Annotated in this window: 16 protein-coding genes; 6 read left to right on the top strand and 10 right to left on the bottom strand. The window is 41.6% G+C overall.

Translation table 11 applies throughout. The annotated features are described in order from the left end of the window. Window positions 1-74 precede the first annotated feature (74 nt). From BGP78_RS20455 to hemB, 3 genes are read left to right on the top strand one after another with little or no spacing between them, the layout of a single operon-like run. Window positions 75-863 carry a TatD family hydrolase gene (locus BGP78_RS20455; protein WP_119863136.1) on the top strand — a complete coding sequence of 263 codons (789 nt, stop codon included), beginning with the start codon at window positions 75-77 and terminating at the stop codon, window positions 861-863. Beyond that, entirely contained in the window at window positions 860-2,704 is a 1,845-nt protein-coding gene (locus BGP78_RS20450; RefSeq protein ID WP_119863135.1) for a diguanylate cyclase, read from the top strand. The genes BGP78_RS20455 and BGP78_RS20450 overlap by 4 nt, the downstream gene beginning before the upstream one ends. A 9-nt stretch (window positions 2,705-2,713) precedes the next feature. Beyond that, a complete protein-coding gene (gene hemB, locus BGP78_RS20445; RefSeq protein WP_119863134.1) occupies window positions 2,714-3,724 on the top strand; it encodes a porphobilinogen synthase in 1,011 nt (336 codons plus the stop codon). Window positions 3,725-3,789: 65 nt separating this feature from the next. On the opposite strand, the gene BGP78_RS20440 is transcribed toward hemB, so the two are convergent. The 8 genes from BGP78_RS20440 to ylqF all read right to left on the bottom strand — a co-directional run bounded on the left by BGP78_RS20440 (window position 3,790) and on the right by ylqF (window position 14,350). After that, window positions 3,790-4,185, bottom strand: a complete 396-nt coding sequence (locus BGP78_RS20440; RefSeq protein WP_119863133.1) for a hypothetical protein — start codon at window positions 4,183-4,185, stop codon at window positions 3,790-3,792. A gap of 183 nt (window positions 4,186-4,368) precedes the next feature. Then, window positions 4,369-6,456 (bottom strand): elongation factor G, encoded by a 2,088-nt coding sequence (gene fusA / locus BGP78_RS20435; protein WP_119863132.1) that lies wholly within the window; start codon window positions 6,454-6,456, stop codon window positions 4,369-4,371. 298 nt (window positions 6,457-6,754) lie between these two features. Continuing rightward, window positions 6,755-8,056, bottom strand: coding sequence for a GntP family permease (locus BGP78_RS20430; RefSeq protein WP_119863131.1), 1,302 nt, complete (start codon window positions 8,054-8,056; stop codon window positions 6,755-6,757). Window positions 8,057-8,289: 233 nt separating this feature from the next. After that, window positions 8,290-8,982, bottom strand: coding sequence for a LytTR family DNA-binding domain-containing protein (locus tag BGP78_RS20425; RefSeq protein WP_119863130.1), 693 nt, complete (start codon window positions 8,980-8,982; stop codon window positions 8,290-8,292). Continuing rightward, window positions 8,979-10,040 carry a sensor histidine kinase gene (locus BGP78_RS20420; RefSeq protein ID WP_119863129.1) on the bottom strand — a complete coding sequence of 354 codons (1,062 nt, stop codon included), beginning with the start codon at window positions 10,038-10,040 and terminating at the stop codon, window positions 8,979-8,981. Before BGP78_RS20420 ends, BGP78_RS20425 begins: the two co-directional genes overlap by 4 nt. Further along, the gene (locus tag BGP78_RS20415) at window positions 10,037-10,981 is read right to left on the bottom strand and encodes a serine hydrolase (protein WP_119863128.1); all 945 of its coding nucleotides are present in this window, start codon (window positions 10,979-10,981) and stop codon (window positions 10,037-10,039) included. The genes BGP78_RS20420 and BGP78_RS20415 overlap by 4 nt, the downstream gene beginning before the upstream one ends. 11 nt (window positions 10,982-10,992) lie before the next feature. After that, window positions 10,993-11,628, bottom strand: a complete 636-nt coding sequence (locus BGP78_RS20410; RefSeq protein ID WP_119863127.1) for a hypothetical protein — start codon at window positions 11,626-11,628, stop codon at window positions 10,993-10,995. Between the two features lie 1,777 nt (window positions 11,629-13,405). Continuing rightward, window positions 13,406-14,350, bottom strand: coding sequence for a ribosome biogenesis GTPase YlqF (gene ylqF, locus BGP78_RS20400; RefSeq protein WP_119863125.1), 945 nt, complete (start codon window positions 14,348-14,350; stop codon window positions 13,406-13,408). Between the two features lie 165 nt (window positions 14,351-14,515). Here ylqF and BGP78_RS20395 point away from each other — a divergent pair, with 165 nt between their 5' ends. Both BGP78_RS20395 and BGP78_RS20390 read left to right on the top strand, forming a co-directional pair. Then, the gene (locus tag BGP78_RS20395; protein WP_119863164.1) at window positions 14,516-15,052 is read left to right on the top strand and encodes a YaeQ family protein; all 537 of its coding nucleotides are present in this window, start codon (window positions 14,516-14,518) and stop codon (window positions 15,050-15,052) included. Between the two features lie 9 nt (window positions 15,053-15,061). Continuing rightward, window positions 15,062-15,655 carry an alpha/beta hydrolase gene (locus BGP78_RS20390; protein ID WP_119863124.1) on the top strand — a complete coding sequence of 198 codons (594 nt, stop codon included), beginning with the start codon at window positions 15,062-15,064 and terminating at the stop codon, window positions 15,653-15,655. Between the two features lie 8 nt (window positions 15,656-15,663). On the opposite strand, the gene BGP78_RS20385 is transcribed toward BGP78_RS20390, so the two are convergent. Then, on the bottom strand, window positions 15,664-15,873 hold the full coding sequence (locus tag BGP78_RS20385) for a hypothetical protein (RefSeq protein WP_119863163.1): 210 nt from the start codon (window positions 15,871-15,873) through the stop codon (window positions 15,664-15,666). A 329-nt stretch (window positions 15,874-16,202) separates the two neighbouring features. On the opposite strand from BGP78_RS20385, the gene BGP78_RS20375 reads away from it, so the two are divergent. After that, a complete protein-coding gene (locus BGP78_RS20375; protein ID WP_119863122.1) occupies window positions 16,203-16,676 on the top strand; it encodes a Dps family protein in 474 nt (157 codons plus the stop codon). Here BGP78_RS20375 and BGP78_RS20370 read toward each other — a convergent pair. After that, on the bottom strand, window positions 16,644-17,069 hold the full coding sequence (locus BGP78_RS20370; RefSeq protein WP_119863121.1) for a hypothetical protein: 426 nt from the start codon (window positions 17,067-17,069) through the stop codon (window positions 16,644-16,646). The two genes, BGP78_RS20375 and BGP78_RS20370, sit on opposite strands and share 33 nt — an antisense overlap. Window positions 17,070-17,105 lie beyond the last annotated feature (36 nt).

Raw genomic sequence — 17,105 nt, 5'->3', positions numbered from 1 at the left:
CAAAGGCATAGCACAAAACACTTTATCTTTAACGCTCGCTGCATATCGCAGTGTGAAGTAAAACGAGCTATCTAATGGCCCACAACTTTATTGACGCTGGGGTTAACTTAACCAATTCACAGTATGATGATAAGCGCAGCGATATTGTTGCTAGAGCAAAAGAAGCTGGCGTTTCAAACATGCTTCTCATTGGCAGCAATGTGAGTGATTCCCAAGCCAGCTTAGCACTTGCCCAAGAGTTTAACGTTGTCAGTACTGCTGGGGTTCATCCACATGATGCTAAAGAAGCAACTGATGACTTTATTCCCCAAATCCAACAGCTCTTAACGCAAAAGGAGGTTATTGCCATTGGAGAGTGTGGGCTTGATTTCAATAGAGATTTTTCGCCTAGAGCTATACAGCAAAGTGTATTTGAACAACATCTCGCACTTGCCAAGATAACCAAAATGCCCGTCTATCTGCATGAACGTGATGCATTCTCAGCCATGAAAGCACACTTAAAAAACACCTCAGTGAAGGGCGTTTTACATTGCTTCACTGGCAATCGAGAAGCACTGGAGTTCTACCTCGATTATGGCTTATATATTGGCATTACCGGATGGGTATGTGATGAACGTCGCGGTGCTGAATTACAATCTTTAGTACCACTTATCCCTGATGATAAGCTGCTCCTAGAAACAGATGCACCCTACTTGTTGCCTCGTAGCTTATCTCCAAAACCTAAGTCTCGTCGTAACGAACCTATGTTTATTCATGAAGTAGCCAACACTGTCGCAAAATTACGCGGTCAAACAATTGAACATATCGCTAACATCAGTGTAGAAAACTTTAACCGCTTATTTCTAGCTGGAAAAGATAGATGATATTGCTACGGCTACTTACTTTATACTTGTGCCTGTTTATCTCACCTCTCATTGCCTTAGAGCTACAAGGTGATTTTAAAAAACAGTCAGAGCTGCCTTTTAAATACGTGGTCAATAACAGTCAAAACGTCGAACAGTTACTCGCGTCATCACCTAACTGGAAGAATAATACCAGTGGGGTTCTTAATTTAGGACCCATTACCGATTACGTTTGGCTGAAAATTTCACTTAATAACCCCAGTCAAATCGAGCTTCCGCTTTTACTTAGTATCGATAACAACTTACTCGATAAGATCAGTGCCTTTATTCAATTACACAACCGCTCATTACTCACGCTTGATTTGGGAGATTCCCTCCCGCTGATGCAGCGTCCTATTAAACATGAAGCACAGCTGGTCCCTGTTGATTTACCAGCACAAAGTAGCGGTGTGATCTATTTGCAAATTCAGCACCATGGCGCATTAAATATACCGTTAAGCCTGTGGCACCCCATTGAGTATCTGAAATATAAAAGTAAGTTTAATCTTATATACGGTATATTAGCGGGCTTTATGCTTGCCATGGCGCTCAGTAACTTTACCGTCTATTCCTTCACCCGGAAGAAGTACTTCCTATCGGCCGGCTTTATCATCACTATTATTTGGTTGCTCAATGTACACCTTTATGGGTTTAGCTATCGGTATATTTATGGTAATTGGCAGTGGCTTCAGCAATATGCACAACCTATTTTAGTACTCTATAGCTGCTTACTCTTCACCTCTTTTATTAGTCAAACTTTACTCAACAGCACGCAGCTAACATCCTATCAAAAGCCATTGAAGTGGCTTTGGAGCATTGCCACATTATTAGCATTATCACTGCTGTTTATGCCAATCGAAGTGGCACTACTTAGTGCTTATATTTTTAGCCTTATATTGGCATTAGGGTATTGGATAGTTGCCCTGATCAGATACCGTCAAGGCGCGACACTGCGTTATGCACATGTGAGCCTCTTCAGTGCCTTAGTGATTGCGATTGCTTATCAACTGTGTTTTGAGCTAGGTCTGCTTTCAGGTGCTTTATTAGATAGACCTATCACGTACTTATGCTATCTGCTCACGAGTATCGTTTTGACCTACTCCCTGATGAGAAAGTACGTCAGCGAACGTGACAGTAAAATTCAAGCTCAACAAGCTAAGCTTGCTCAAAGTAAAGCGGCTGATGCGCTGTTAAAAGAACGCTTACACCTACAAGAACAAGCGCAAGAGGACTTAGAGTCCAGTATTGATGAACGCACATTTGAGTTACAAGTTACATTACGTGAATTAGAAGAAAAGAACCGTGCGCTTGAAAAACTCAATATGGAAGATGCACTAACAAAAGTCAAAAACCGCCGTTACTTTGATAAACGAGTCATGATGGAGGTGAGGCGTTCACGTCGAGAGCAGACGATTTTGAGTGTGGTTATGTTAGATATTGACCACTTTAAAAGAATTAATGACACCTATGGTCACCTCGTTGGCGACCAAGCAATCTGTGCCGTGGCAGAACAAATTCAACAGCACCTAAAGCGCCCCCATGATGAAGTGTTTCGTTATGGCGGTGAAGAGTTCGTGTTACTTTTACCAAATACTAACGCGGAAGGCGCTATTGAACTGGCTCAACTTATTCGTTCTGATTTAGAGAAATTCCAGCTCACCGTCGGCGAACATACCCTGACTATGACAATCAGCGCCGGTATTCATAGCGCCATTGCCAGAAATAGCAAAAACCCGACACTATTTACCGACTTTGCCGATAAAGCACTGTATCAAGCAAAACAGCAAGGGCGTAATCGCGTCGTTGTTTATGAACATTCTTAGGAGACCACCGTGGCTCAATCTGGACTAGACCTTTTCCCATATACTCGCATGCGCCGTATGCGCCGAGATGACTTCTCTCGCCGTCTTATGAGCGAAAATCAACTATCTGTTAATGATCTAATCTATCCTGTCTTTGTACTGGAAGGAAAAAACCGCCGTGAAGCCATAGAGTCTATGCCCGGTATTGAACGCCTGTCTATCGATCTACTGTTAGAAGAAGCCAAAGAGCTTGTCGCACTAGGGATCCCAGCAATAGCTATTTTTCCAGTTACTCCTGCTGAAAAAAAATCATTGCACGCCGAAGAAGCCTACAATACTGAAGGCCTTGCTCAACGCACAACACGGGCACTAAAAGAAGCTTTTCCCGAGCTGGGTGTGATCACCGATGTGGCACTTGACCCCTTCACAACCCATGGTCAAGATGGGATCATTGATGATAATGGCTATGTGGTCAATGATGTCACCACTGAAATTTTAGTACAGCAAGCGCTTTCTCACGCCGAAGCAGGTGCCGACATTGTAGCCCCTTCCGATATGATGGATGGCCGTATCGCTGCCATTCGAGATGGTCTAGAGCAACAAGGGCATGTGCATACCCGTATCATGGCGTATTCAGCCAAATACGCATCAAGCTATTACGGACCATTTAGAGATGCAGTTGGTTCTGCAGGGAATCTTAAGGGGGCTGATAAAAAAACCTATCAAATGGACCCAGCAAATTCAGATGAGGCAATTCGAGAAGTTGCACTCGACCTTCAAGAGGGTGCCGACATGGTCATGGTTAAACCCGGTATGCCATATTTAGATATTGTAAAACGCGTTAAAACTGAATTTGGTGTGCCGACGTTTGCTTATCAGGTCAGTGGAGAATACGCGATGCATCGTGCTGCAATTGACAATGGTTGGTTAGCTGAGCAACCTACCATCATAGAATCTTTGTTGGCATTCAAACGTGCCGGTGCTGATGGGATCCTAACATATTTCGCTAAGCAAGCTGCTCAGTGGCTACAGCAAAAGTAATACCGCTATAAAAACATAAAAAAAGCGCCTTTTGAGGCGCTTTTTTTTATGCTTTATGAAAGGACTTATTGCTCACTAATTATTTTTTTTGTTCTTTGCAGCTCTTCATTCGACATCTTCCAACTATAAAAGCGGGTTTTGGTCTGGTCACTCAATTGTACTTCTAGCACTTTTATGAAGCCAATCTGCAGCAGTTGGATATCAACAATCGCATCACTTGGGATATACTGAGTATTTAAACCTGTTGAGTAACTAACACCCGCTTTATCAAGATGCACGTATCGACGATTGATCACTGCTAAGCTCAATGATACCAATACACCTGCCAATAACAGATAAGATGAAATCGTCAATATATTCGACAACAAAGGGGATGTTTGTGATACACCATAAATAATGATGCATACTAGTAATAGTGTACTGTAGAACATCCAGTTCACAGTTAAATCGATTGTTTTCATAAAAGCCTCCATTCTTACTTAAGTACCCATAACAAAAACAAACATTTTGTCAGGAGTGCAATGATAAGAGTATCATGTTCCTAAATCAAGAAACCTTTAAGCTTTTATTGTGATTTTTTCAAGACAAAAAAAAACCGCTTATATAAAATAAGCGGTTTTTCGTATTTAATAAAAAAGAACTAATTACTTAGCTGCTTTTTTCTCTTTCTCTGCTGCAATTACTGTCTCAGCTACGTTCTGAGGACATGCTGCATAGTGTGAGAATTCCATTGAGAATTGACCACGGCCAGACGTAATAGTACGTAAGTGACCGATGTAACCAAACATCTCAGAAAGTGGAACATCACCCTTGATGCGAACACCAGTAAGGCCAGCTTCTTGGTCTTTGATCATACCACGACGACGGTTAAGGTCACCGATTACGTCACCTACGTTGTCTTCTGGCGTGAACACGTCAACTTTCATGATAGGCTCAAGAAGTTGTGCACCCGCTTTAGGGATAGACTGACGGAAAGCACCTTTTGCTGCGATTTCAAAAGCGATTGCTGATGAATCAACTGCGTGGAATCCACCGTCAAATAACTGAACTTCAACGTCTAATACTGGGAAACCAGCTAGAACACCTTCGTCCATCATTGACTTAAAGCCTTTCTCAACTGCAGGCCAGAATTCTTTAGGTACGTTACCACCAACAACAGATGAAGAGAACGTGAAACCTGAGTTCTGCTCGCCTGGCTTGATGCGGTAATCGATCTTACCGAACTGACCAGAACCACCTGATTGCTTCTTGTGCGTGTAGCTATCTTCAATTTCTTTAGTGATAGTTTCACGGTATGCTACCTGAGGCTGACCAACGATAAGGTCTACACCGTAAGTACGCTTAAGGATATCTACCTTAATGTCTAGGTGTAATTCACCCATACCTTTAAGGATAGTTTCACCTGAATCTTCATCAGTTTCAACTTGGAAAGATGGATCTTCTGCAACCATTTTACCGATAGCAACACCCATTTTCTCGTTACCGCCTTTATCTTTAGGCTGTACCGCAATTGAGATTACTGGTTCAGGGAAAATCATTGGCTCAAGTGTACATTCATGCTTAGGTGCACATAAAGTGTGACCAGTTTGAACGTTCTTCATACCTACAACAGCAATGATGTCACCCGCTTGCGCTGATGTTAATTCATTACGGTCATCTGCTTGCATCTCAACCATACGGCCAACACGCTCAGTTTTACCTGTAGCAGAGTTAAGTACAGTGTCACCCTTGTTAAGCACACCAGAGTAAATACGGATAAAGGTCAAGGCACCGAAACGGTCATCCATGATCTTAAACGCAAGTGCACGTAGTGGCTCGTCAACTGATACAGTTGCAACTTCACCAGTAGGCTCACCAGTGTCTTTGTCTGTAAGTGGTTGCGGGTCTACTTCTGTCGGTGCTGGTAGGTAATCAACAACAGCGTCAAGTACTAGTTGAACACCTTTGTTTTTGAACGCTGAACCACAGTAAGTTGGGAAGAACGCAAGATCACGAGTACCTTTACGGATACACGCTTTGATTTGTTCAATAGAAGGTACTTCACCTTCCATGTACGCTTCTAGTAGATCATCGTCTTGCTCAACAGCAGTTTCGATTAGCATCTCATGGTATTCTTCAACTTTGTCTACCATGTCAGCTGGAACGTCTAATACTTCATAGTTTTCAGGAAGACCAGTGTCATCCCAAACGTATGCTTTCTTAGTAAGTACGTCAACAACACCAACGAACTCGTCTTCGATACCAATTGGTAACGTCATTACAAGTGGGTTAGCTGCTAGTACGTTAGTTACTTGGTCTACTACGCGGTAGAAGTCAGCACCCATACGGTCTAACTTGTTTACGAAGATACAACGAGCAACTTCTGACTCGTTCGCGTAACGCCAGTTTGTTTCTGATTGTGGCTCAACACCACCAGAACCACAGAATACACCGATACCACCGTCAAGTACTTTTAATGAACGGTAAACTTCAACTGTGAAGTCAACGTGTCCAGGAGTATCGATAACGTTAAAACGGTGATCTTTCCAGAAACAGCTTACTGCAGCTGACTGGATAGTAATACCACGCTCAGCTTCCTGTTCCATGAAGTCAGTTGTTGATTCGCCATCGTGAACTTCACCAGTTTTGTGGATTTGACCAGTTAGCTTTAGGATACGCTCAGTGGTAGTAGTTTTACCCGCATCAACGTGCGCGAAAATACCAATGTTTCTGTATTTCGATAAATCTGCCATTATTTTGCTCTATTTAAAGTAGAAAAATTATTCGGCGGGAGTATATCACCTCTTCTAGCGAACATCATCATTGATATCGCTTAAAATGCAATCAATTTAATAAAAAGTTGCTTTTTACCAGAATATGTAATTCAAAAATGCAAATTCATCAGCGAATTAACTTAAATTATTGCTTGTTCCTATGCTGTTTTATTACGCTCGACTTAATATTTTATCAACTTTTCAGCACCTCACTCCCTATTTTCACGTAACCCAACACGCGTCAGATAATACGCCTTTCTCATCCTTTTTAAGCAAATTAAAACCAAATAAATAATGCCAATATTGACCCTAAACCCAGTAATGGCACCACAACAGTCAGTATGGCTAAAGGCCCATAAGCGGCTTGATGTGTTTCTTTACAAATTGCGCGAACGGTTGTCACCACATAGCCATTGTGAGGTAAGGTATCAATCGCCCCAGAACTGATGGCGACCACCCGATGCAACTCGCTATTATCCACGCCAAGGTCCAAATAATGTGGGGCAACTAATGGTAATGCAATCGCTTGTCCACCTGAGGCGGAACCAGTTAACCCTGCAATAACACTTACCGCAATGGCCGCACCAACTAACTCGTTACCCGGGATCTGCGTCATCAAGGCCACCGCCTCTTGAAAAGCAGGTGTTTCTTTCGCAACAGCGCCAAACCCCACAACTGCCGCGGTGTTGCCAATTGCAACCAAAGCTCCGGTGGTCGCTGAGTTTACGGCATCAGACAGATTCATAAAGTACTTAAAATTGATGATAAATAAGCTCAAAACACCGCCTAATAACGCCACCATGAGCGCATTTTGCTGTAAAGTATCATGCAATGAGAAAGATAACCCCAACACGACCAATAAAGGCAAAATGCCGGTGATTGGGTGAGGCAAATCTCGTGTGGTGCGATGATCATCACTGTCTCGTACCTCAAACACTTCTCCCTTCGCTTGTGCTTTTTTTATCATCCATGTCAGTAATGCGTAGCCTAATAGCGCCATAAATATTGCGACAATGATACTTTCTTGCCATGCCGCATAAGGAGAAGTATTTAAGTATTTTATCGGGATCCAATTTTGAATTTCTGGAGAGCCTGCTGATGTCATGGTAAAAGTCACTGAGCCAAAAGCCAAAGTCCCGGGAATAAAACGGCGCGGTAAATTAGCATCTTTAAACAAGCTTAATGCCATTGGGTACACTGAAAATGCCACAATAAATACGCTAACCCCCCCGTAAGTTAACACTGCACACGATAAGACAACCGCTAATACCGCATACTTCATGCCTAAAGTGTTCACAATACACCCTGCAATTGCATCTGCGGCACCCGTATTTTCCATGAATTTACCAAACAAAGAGCCTAATAAAAACATAAAAAACCAAGCTTGCACAAACCCAGAAAAGCCACTCATATAGCCACTGATAAAGCTCACTTCCTGACTCGTTGGAAACACCATAATCCCACTTGTTATGGCAACAACCAAAGCACACAGCGGCGCAGATATAAATAGATTAACACCTCGCAATGTGAGTAAAATTAACGCGCATAAAGCACATGCAAGACCCACTGAACTAAGCATAATGTCACCAGTAAATTTATTGATACCTGCCCTATTTGCTTAAATACGGTATAGCTACATCGCCTTAAACCTAAAAGCCCGTAAAGGATACAAACTTTACCAACAACGTAAATACTCGTTTTATCAACATACCTTTTACGCTGTGCCTAAGGGCTAGATTGTATAGATGGCAAGTCGGGGTTCTTATTATAGTTAAGATTAATTTATGCTAATGGGATGAAAAAGTACACAGATTAGAGTTTGTAATGTTGCTTAAAGGCAGTGGTTTGTGCCCTAGAAAGGGCAATACTCATCTCATTTTCCAATATCACTTCAAGCGTACCTCCTGACTCCTGCTCCAATGAGGCAATGTGATGTACATTAAACAACCAACTACGGTTTGCTCTAAAAAAGGGCTCCTCAGGCAAACGTTCAGCAATATTAGCCAAAGTACGATATACGCTAACAGCCCGATCTTTAGTATGCAAACGCGTATAATTGCCCATTGCTTCAAATGCTTGAACGTCCTCTAAGGCTATAAAAAAACAACGTTGGCCATCTTTAATAAAAAAACGACTGTCCACTTCAAGAGGTGTCTGTAACTTCTTATATTTTTCTATTGCGATAGCCAAACGAGCTTGTGTTACAGGCTTTAACAAATAATCTAATGCATTCACTTCAAAAGATTTAACAGCAAAATCATCGTGTGCGGTAACAAAAATCACATGAGGCACATAACTCAGTTGCGCCAGCAAATCAAAACCGCTGCCACTAGGCATGTTAATGTCAAGGAGCAATAAATCTGGCTGTAACTGTTCAATCACCGCTTTCGCCTCAATAATATCAGGCGCCTCAGCAACCACTTCTAGATCACCCATTTCGTCAAGTTGGGCTTTAAGTTCAAGTCGCGCCAAATGACTGTCATCAACAATAACAACTTTGTTCATACTGTCTCCTTAGGTATTTCGATGACTGTCGCCACGATCTCACCCCGTACCATACGAGTAATCGACCCTTCACCACGATATAATAGGCCTAATCGCTCTTCTATATTTTTAGTTGCTAGCCCTAAGCCATCCGATGGCTGAGCACTCACGACCAAGGGATTGACAACCTCAATGTGCAATTTTTCTTCACACCATACCTTTACTGCGACAACTCCGCCAACTCGGTTTTTTGCAATACCATGTTTAATGGCGTTTTCTAAGCACAGTTGAAGAATCATTTTAGGCACTAATAAACGCTCGGTGTCTGAAGCCACGTTAACTTCAATTTGTAAACGCTCCGCTAAACTTATTTTACAAAGACTGAGATAGTGCTGAGCATTCTCAAGCTCCTGACTTAAAATTACTTTATCATCTTGATTAGCTTGTAGAGAGTAACGCAGCATGTCTGCCAGCTCTGCAAGGCTTGCTCGTGCCTGCGTCGGTTGAGCCAATATCAGCGCACGAATATCATTAATCGCATTAAACAAAAAGTGAGGATTAAGCTGACTATTGAGTGCTTGCAACTGACTCACAGTTAACAATGCATGCGCTGTACTCAAACACTTTATTTTACTCAAAGCCAAATACCCAAATGACCAAAGTAAGGTGAGGCCTAGCATGTTTAACCCATTACTCAGCCCCACAGTTTCAATAATAAACCCCAGTTGTGATGATGGAATAGGATGCGACATCCCAATATGTGCTAAAAAGAATACGCCACACAACAAAACGGTTGTTGCTATTAAAGTTGCGAAACACGACCCAAATACTAAAAAGCTAAACTGCAATACATTACTCTTATTATGTAGTTGCTTTTTATAAACACACCGTACGAAGTAAGTGACCACAGCCCCCGAAAAAAGAAACATTGCACCGTAAATCGCTTCATTCCAGCTTGCATAAGGGTTTTGCATCACGATGATTGTCAGAAACAAGTATGCAAATAACCAACTAATTGAGTGACATATAATAAAGATATAACGCTGACTAAATAAATACTGGAGTTGTAAATGTTTCATTTTTCTTTTTCTTCTAACTGACTGAATAAAGACATCGCAATGTTATTTGTATTACGCTCACCGCCAACCAGTACAATCACTCCCAACTGCTGGATCGGATCAAATACCACCATCGCACTAAAACCAGCGGTTTTCCCATCATGAAAATACCGACCGTTTTGGCCTTTGCTAAAACCATATACCATATCATCGCTTAAGCTTGTTAAACTAGCTTTTAGTATAGATTTAGTTTTAATATCAACATCTTCCTTCTTCCAATACGCAGAGATCCAATTAGCCATATCGGCAGCAGACGCCAAGACTCCACCGGCTCCAACCAAGCTATCAAAATGCCAATTGGACACTGGATCACCAAAGTGATCATGGCCCTGTAATTTATGTACAACTTCGCCTGTCAAAGACAATGTAGCATGCGCCATTCTCAACTTATTAAACACATGCTTTTGCATCATTGCTAATTGCGTCACCCCTAACTCCTTTGCCATCTGCCAGCCTAATACCCCATAACCAAAATTTGAATATACGTAGTTCCCTTTGTGCCCAATAGGCATCATAAGAGCTTGCGTCATAGCCTTAGTGTCAAAAGAAGCGTAAGGATCGTCTATACTTTGAGGAAACAAGTTTTTAGGCAATCTCGGCAAACCAGAACGATGTGTGAGCAATTGTTTCAATGAGTAATTATGGTGCTCAAAGTCTTTCCCTAATACTTCTGAAAGTGGTGCCTCTAAGGACCAAATTTCATCCATCACTAATTGGCTGGCTAATAAAGCAAATAGTGGCTTAGAAACAGAGCCTATTTCAAACAAGCTATTTCCATGCACGCCATCGCCATGAAAATAAGAAGCCCGGCTGTCTTTATCCAATATCACGATAGCAGCCGGCAGCTCACCAAATACTGGCGCTAGCTGTTGAGCTAACTTGCTCAATTCTAGCGCTGGCATATCAGAGGGTATTAAAGACGTTTTTTTTTCAATGTTAGTGGCATTTCAAAACCTTGCACGAACTTACCTTGATAGCCCTCTTTACCGAGTTGACCTTCAAATTGCGCACCGATCATGTTAGAGCTAAAAGTCATGCGTTTATTGTCAATTGTAAATTCATTCAGCGGAATACCAAAACTCTGCTGAGCAGGGCTGTCAAGTGAGGTATAAAATCCATTTGCTACCACAGCGACCTGAACAACAACAGGCAAAGGCTTACCATTCAAATCTAAATCACCAAGGTATGAACCTTCAAACTCTAAAGACATCAGATCTTTCTCAGACAACTTATGCAACGTGAGTGGCATCACTCTACCTTGTGTAAAAGATCCAACTAATTTATCTCCCTCAATGGCCCCTGTGAATTCAGCTTGGATCCGCGTATCTTTGAATGATATTTTTGTCTCAGACACAGTAAACTCGGTTGGCGTTTTACCAAACGAGCCTTGATTAGGGCTGTCTAATGTCATCTCATTTTTTGTTATATCAACATTAACCCCAATGGTAAGAAATATATTCGGCTGAATTTCTAACAGCCCTCGCCATTTATCTGCGGCATTGACTGATCCACACATCAATACGCTAACCAAAATCGTAAACCACTTCATTTTCTTCTCCTTAACGTGACCATAAATTAATAACCATCACAGAGTTCACTGTGTTACCTCTATTAGGTTGATCTCAGTGTACATAAACAAATTAAAGATGGGTTGCTTATGTGTTTGAGCGGTGCAAAAACGATGTAAACAGTCCAAAAGAATAAATGTAAGTGATTAAATGAGAACTATTTACAAATGGGTGTTGACAGTCAAGTAAATCTAACTGATAATCAATCTCAACAAGGCAAGTTTGACGGTTTGTTTTGTTATTTTACTCTAATTGTTTCTCGACCCTGAAACACGTGTGACACACGTTAACTGTCTAGGATGATAGCGATGTAATAACGCCCCTTATTACATCATATGTCACCCGCTCACTATTTTACTTGCTACATTGCTCATATCTGTGACGGTAGATATGACATTAGAAAAGCCCTAATAGGGCTTTTTTTATGTCCATAATTTACACCCCCTCCCTAATTGAAATATTTAACAATCGCACTTTCTAACTCTTGATTTAGTGCAGTCGATATAAAACATCAGACATAGTGGACTCAATAAATTGAACCAACCGTGTTCACACCTTTGCACCGCTTAAATTAAGCAAGGCCTTATACTTCTCACCTCGCTTTCATACTCGCACTTAATCTGAGCCCCAAAAATTAAATGATAATTATTTGCATTTGATGTTGACAACACCTCAGATCTAACTGATAATCAATATCAACAAGAGTGATGCATACTTAGTCTTGTTATTTGTTTCTGACCCGAAACACGTGTTGCACACGTTAATTGCTCGGTGAAGGTGAACTAAACAACGCCCCTTGTGCTGTTCACCTTAGCCAATCCACTATTTTACTTGCTACATTGCTCATATCTGTGACGGTAGATATGAAACGGAAAAGCCCTAACAGGGCTTTTTTTATGCCTAAAATATACTCGCTTGAGCTTGATAACGTTAAAAGATTAAATAAGAATTATTTGTAATAAAACTGTTGACACTCAGTCAAATCTAACTGATAATCAATCTCAACAAGACAAGTTTGACGGTTTGTTTTGTTTCTTTACTCTGATATGTTTCTCGACCCTGAAACACGTGTGACACACGTTAACTGTCTAGGTTGATAGTGATGTAATAACGCCCCTTATTACATCATATGTCACCCGCTCACTATTTTACTTGCTACATTGCTCATATCTGTGACGGTAGATATGACATTAGAAAAGCCCTAACAGGGCTTTTTTTATGTCTGTTATTTATACCGCATACCAAAGCCAAATTGATTCAAAGCATTAAGCCGTCTTCAAACTAAATAAACAAAGATCACTCACTAAAGCGAGCTGGCCTTTTTAGCCGCCCTTTTGCTATCACAGTCAAACGTTTAATCTCACTCCCAATAAATTAAATGATAATTATTTGCATTTGATGTTGACAACACCTCAGATCTAACTGATAATCAATATCAACAAGAGTGATGCATACTTAGTCTTGTTATTTGTTTCTGACCCGAAACACGTGTTGCACACGTTAATTGCTCGGTGAAGGTGAACTAAACAACGCCCCTTGTGCTGTTCACCTTAGCCAATCCACTATTTTACTTGCTACATTGCTCATATCTGTGACGGTAGATATGAAACGGAAAAGCCCTAACAGGGCTTTTTTTATGCCTAAAACTCACCCAGCGCTGTAATTTACCACCACGACATACAAGCAAGCCTGCAGTATTTATAAAATAAAAAAGCCCTAAAAGGGCTTTTGTCATAATGCTTAATTGCTATCGCTCAGTTAGCGTCTATTCTTTCTCGCTCGCGCTCTTCGTTGCTTCTTTTCTTCTTCTTTGGCCGCTTTTTTAGCCTCTGCTTGTGCTCTTAGCTCTGCTACCACCACTTCTTCACGCTCTCGCATTTCTGGCGTTTCCATGGTGATACGACCAATCACTGCATCACGTAATTCGTTGATCAGTATTTCAGACATTTTATGGGTATCCACCTGATTTCCGCCGCGTATACAGCCACGCTTTTTGCCTGCCATTTCCATAAACTCCCAGTCTTGCTCTGGCAGTTCTTCAATTTTATAGCGGGTTTGTAATAATTTAGGGTAAGCTTCTAATAAGTATTCTGCGGTATAACTGGCCACCTCTTCATAATCAATCGCCGTATCTCGGATCGCACCGGTTGCTGCCAAACGGTAGCCTGAGTTTTCGTTCTCAACCTTTGGCCACAACATCCCTGGCGTATCATATAGCATAATACCGTCTTCAAGCTTAATACGTTGCTGCGCTTTAGTAACCGCAGGCTCATTGCCTGTTTTAGCGACAATTCGCCCCGCAAGGGTATTGATTAATGTCGACTTACCAACATTTGGGATCCCCATGATCATGGCTTTAAGTTGCTTATCAACCCCCACTTTATGCGGCGCCAATTTTTTACATAACTCGTTTATTTTATGCACTTCAGCCGCTTTATCGTGACCAAATGCCACCGCTTTAACACCGCTCTCTTGCTCTAAATATTGCATCCAACGATCGGTCATGACCGGATCGGCCAAATCCGCTTTATTTAAAATCTTGATAACCGGCTTATCTTCGCGCAGCGCAGACACCATGGGGTTTTCACTACTATAGGGAATACGTGCATCAAGCACTTCAATAATTACGTCCATTTGCGGCATAATTTCTTTGATCTCATTACGCGCTTTGTTCATGTGCCCTGGAAACCACTGAATTGCCATACGCTATTCTCCTGTGTGAAATATTGATTAACGCGCCATTTTACCTAGTTCAACGCACAATTGCTTTAAAAGCAGAAAAAATTTATCAATCAAAGTATAAGCAGCGCACTCTCAACCAGATCTCTTGTATACTGCATGCCACTGAATATTATGAAACCAAAAACCATGGCGCTTAAATCAACTATAATCAAAACTCACCTATCTATTAGCGACATGGATAGGCATGTATACCAAGACTTATCACTCACGTTAGCACAGCACCCATCAGAGACTGAACAACGCTTGATGGTTAGAATTTTAGCTTACGTATTACAGTTTCAAGAACGGTTAGAATTTACTAAAGGCCTGTGTGCCGATGATGAACCCGAAGTCTGGGTGAAAAATTACAGTGATGAAATAGAACTATGGGTTGAACTCGGCTTACCAGAAGAGAAGCGTTTGAAAAAAGCCTGCAACCGCGCTAAGAACGTCGTGTTGTATACTTACGGTGAAAATAACCAGCCAATATGGTGGCAAAAGAACCAACAAAAATTGGCAAATTATCAAAACTTAACGGTGATCAGTTTGCCTTATGAAGCCACCGCACAGTTGGCCAATATGGTCAGTCGTGCCATTACGCTCACCATCACAATTCAGGACGGTGAAATCTGGCTCAGTGATGAACAAAACAGTGTGCATATTATACCGCAACAACTAAAGTAAGAGGCCCATATGACAATTCGGCGCATCGTAGTATTACATGGTTTGTATATGTCAGGCTTTGTTATGCGCCCATTGTGTGCCAAGCTTAAAAAGCGCGGCTTTGAAATCTTAAACTTCAGTTATAACACCCTAGAGCCTGATAAGTCGGTCATCTTTAATGAACTTGATGCGTTTATTGGCACTCAGGCAACAGCGCTGGTATGCCACTCTATGGGAGGCCTTATCGCACGGGCATATTTAGAACATAACTCCGCGCCTAGCCAATATGTTGAAAAAGTCATCACGTTAGGCACGCCACATAAAGGCAGTGCCATTGCCAAGCATATGCATGATAAAGGCCTCAACATGCTATTAAAAAACAGCATTGAGTTTTTAATGTCAGACAATCAAAATTGGCCCTTTTCCGCAAAGTTATATAGCATAGCTGGCGACTTGCCCCTGGGATTCATGCCCCTATTACAAAAAGGCAGCCGCTCAGATGGTACTGTCCTCTTAGAGGAAACTCAGTTGCCGGGGATGGCTGAACATAAGGTATTTCATGTCAGTCACACCAGTATGATTTACTCCCGCCAAGTCACTCAGTATATAAACTCGCTGCTTTAGAATGACCCTCAGTGATCACCGTGTTCAGCTATTTTATAAGCGACCACGGCAATTAATCCAACAATAAGCGGGACTGGCGCTGCAATATAGCCAAAAGAGTCTGAATTGGCGATACTTGCTCCGGCTAAATGGCCGACTAAACCCACCACAAAAGCCAGTAGAGCAATAACAACCACCAGCAGTTCTGATTTATGTTGAGATCGTGTTTTAGCTTGCATAACATTACTCCTAAATTCCATCTTAAACCTACTCAGCATTAATAATTGCTGAAACGCATAGTCATTATGCGTGTTACACATGCCTACTTTTTGACCTAAATCAAATTGCAAACCACCCGCCGTGCTCTCTTCTTAGCACTTTGCGTCAGATCAAGTGTCATGATGTTAGCCTGCGGCTCACTCCCAAACTGGCAAGCTTTATTCCCAACCAAAAAAAGATAAGAAAATAAGATTTCAATTGATTTTATAGATTGTATATATTGATTTATCTTGTTAGCCAATCCTTCAATGCTCATCCATACTTAACCCATCGAAATAAGGAGCCAACCATGACACACATTAATTCTATCGGTTTAGACAACCAAAAAAGCCAAGCACTTGTAACTGCTTTAAATACACTCTTGAGCAGCTATCAAATTCAATACATGAATGCGCGCGGCTTTCATTGGAATATTAAAGGGCGTAACTTCTTTGAACTACATTTAAAGTTTGAAGAGATCTATAACCTTTTGTTGGAAAAAGTAGATGAAATAGCAGAACGTATACTCACCATTGAAGGTCAGCCATTACACGCTTTCTCTGACTATCTTGAGCAAAGCAAAATAGCCGAAGCGAAAGGGATCAGTGAGGGGACTGCAGCACTGGAAAACCTACTCGCAGGTTTCACCACTTTAATCGGTATGCAGCGCGAAGTGTTAGCGCAAGCTGGTGATGCACAAGATGAAGGAACTGCGGCATTGATGAGTGACTATATAAAAGAGCAAGAAAAGCTAGTGTGGATGCTCAAAGCGTATTTGAACTAGTGTTAATAACGCATTGTGGTGCTGTGGTTGGCTCACCAATAAGTCAGCCGCATCATCAAAAAAATAGATCTGCGTTTTTGCATCTCGCCAAAGCTGTTCAAGGACTTGTCGTGCTAACGCATTCGCCCCAATATAATCAACACGTACATAGCCACGCGACTTCACACCTTCAAAGTAATCGCGAATTACATCAAAGCTATCAGCCGTACTCATCTCAAACATAGAAAGATCGATGACGGCACTTTGCAAATTCCCTTGAGGATATTGCATCGCTTGAGCCAGCAAATCATGCTGTAAGTCAATAATGCCTTCTCGATTAAACGCACCTTGCAGGCCAATATAAATCACCGGCGCTTCAACATACACTCGCCACAGACCATGCGCTACAAACATTCGGTATCCTCTGTCAAAAGCATAACCATCAACAAG

This window comes from Pseudoalteromonas sp. MSK9-3 (genome assembly GCF_003590335.1).
In the GTDB taxonomy this organism is placed as follows: domain Bacteria; phylum Pseudomonadota; class Gammaproteobacteria; order Enterobacterales; family Alteromonadaceae; genus Pseudoalteromonas.
This window is presented reverse-complemented; position numbering and strand designations above follow the sequence as displayed.

Coding starts and splice junctions, on each gene's coding strand:
- BGP78_RS20455 (WP_119863136.1), top strand. CDS start 75: ATGGCCCACAACTTTATTGACGCTGGGGTTAACTTAACCAATTCACAG.
- BGP78_RS20450 (WP_119863135.1), top strand. CDS start 860: ATGATATTGCTACGGCTACTTACTTTATACTTGTGCCTGTTTATCTCA.
- BGP78_RS20440 (WP_119863133.1), bottom strand. CDS start 4,185: ATGAAAACAATCGATTTAACTGTGAACTGGATGTTCTACAGTACACTA.
- fusA (WP_119863132.1), bottom strand. CDS start 6,456: ATGGCAGATTTATCGAAATACAGAAACATTGGTATTTTCGCGCACGTT.
- BGP78_RS20430 (WP_119863131.1), bottom strand. CDS start 8,056: ATGCTTAGTTCAGTGGGTCTTGCATGTGCTTTATGCGCGTTAATTTTA.
- BGP78_RS20425 (WP_119863130.1), bottom strand. CDS start 8,982: ATGAACAAAGTTGTTATTGTTGATGACAGTCATTTGGCGCGACTTGAA.
- BGP78_RS20420 (WP_119863129.1), bottom strand. CDS start 10,040: ATGAAACATTTACAACTCCAGTATTTATTTAGTCAGCGTTATATCTTT.
- BGP78_RS20415 (WP_119863128.1), bottom strand. CDS start 10,981: ATGCCAGCGCTAGAATTGAGCAAGTTAGCTCAACAGCTAGCGCCAGTA.
- BGP78_RS20410 (WP_119863127.1), bottom strand. CDS start 11,628: ATGAAGTGGTTTACGATTTTGGTTAGCGTATTGATGTGTGGATCAGTC.
- ylqF (WP_119863125.1), bottom strand. CDS start 14,350: ATGGCAATTCAGTGGTTTCCAGGGCACATGAACAAAGCGCGTAATGAG.
- BGP78_RS20395 (WP_119863164.1), top strand. CDS start 14,516: ATGGCGCTTAAATCAACTATAATCAAAACTCACCTATCTATTAGCGAC.
- BGP78_RS20390 (WP_119863124.1), top strand. CDS start 15,062: ATGACAATTCGGCGCATCGTAGTATTACATGGTTTGTATATGTCAGGC.
- BGP78_RS20385 (WP_119863163.1), bottom strand. CDS start 15,873: ATGCAAGCTAAAACACGATCTCAACATAAATCAGAACTGCTGGTGGTT.
- BGP78_RS20375 (WP_119863122.1), top strand. CDS start 16,203: ATGACACACATTAATTCTATCGGTTTAGACAACCAAAAAAGCCAAGCA.
- BGP78_RS20370 (WP_119863121.1), bottom strand. CDS start 17,069: ATGTTTGTAGCGCATGGTCTGTGGCGAGTGTATGTTGAAGCGCCGGTG.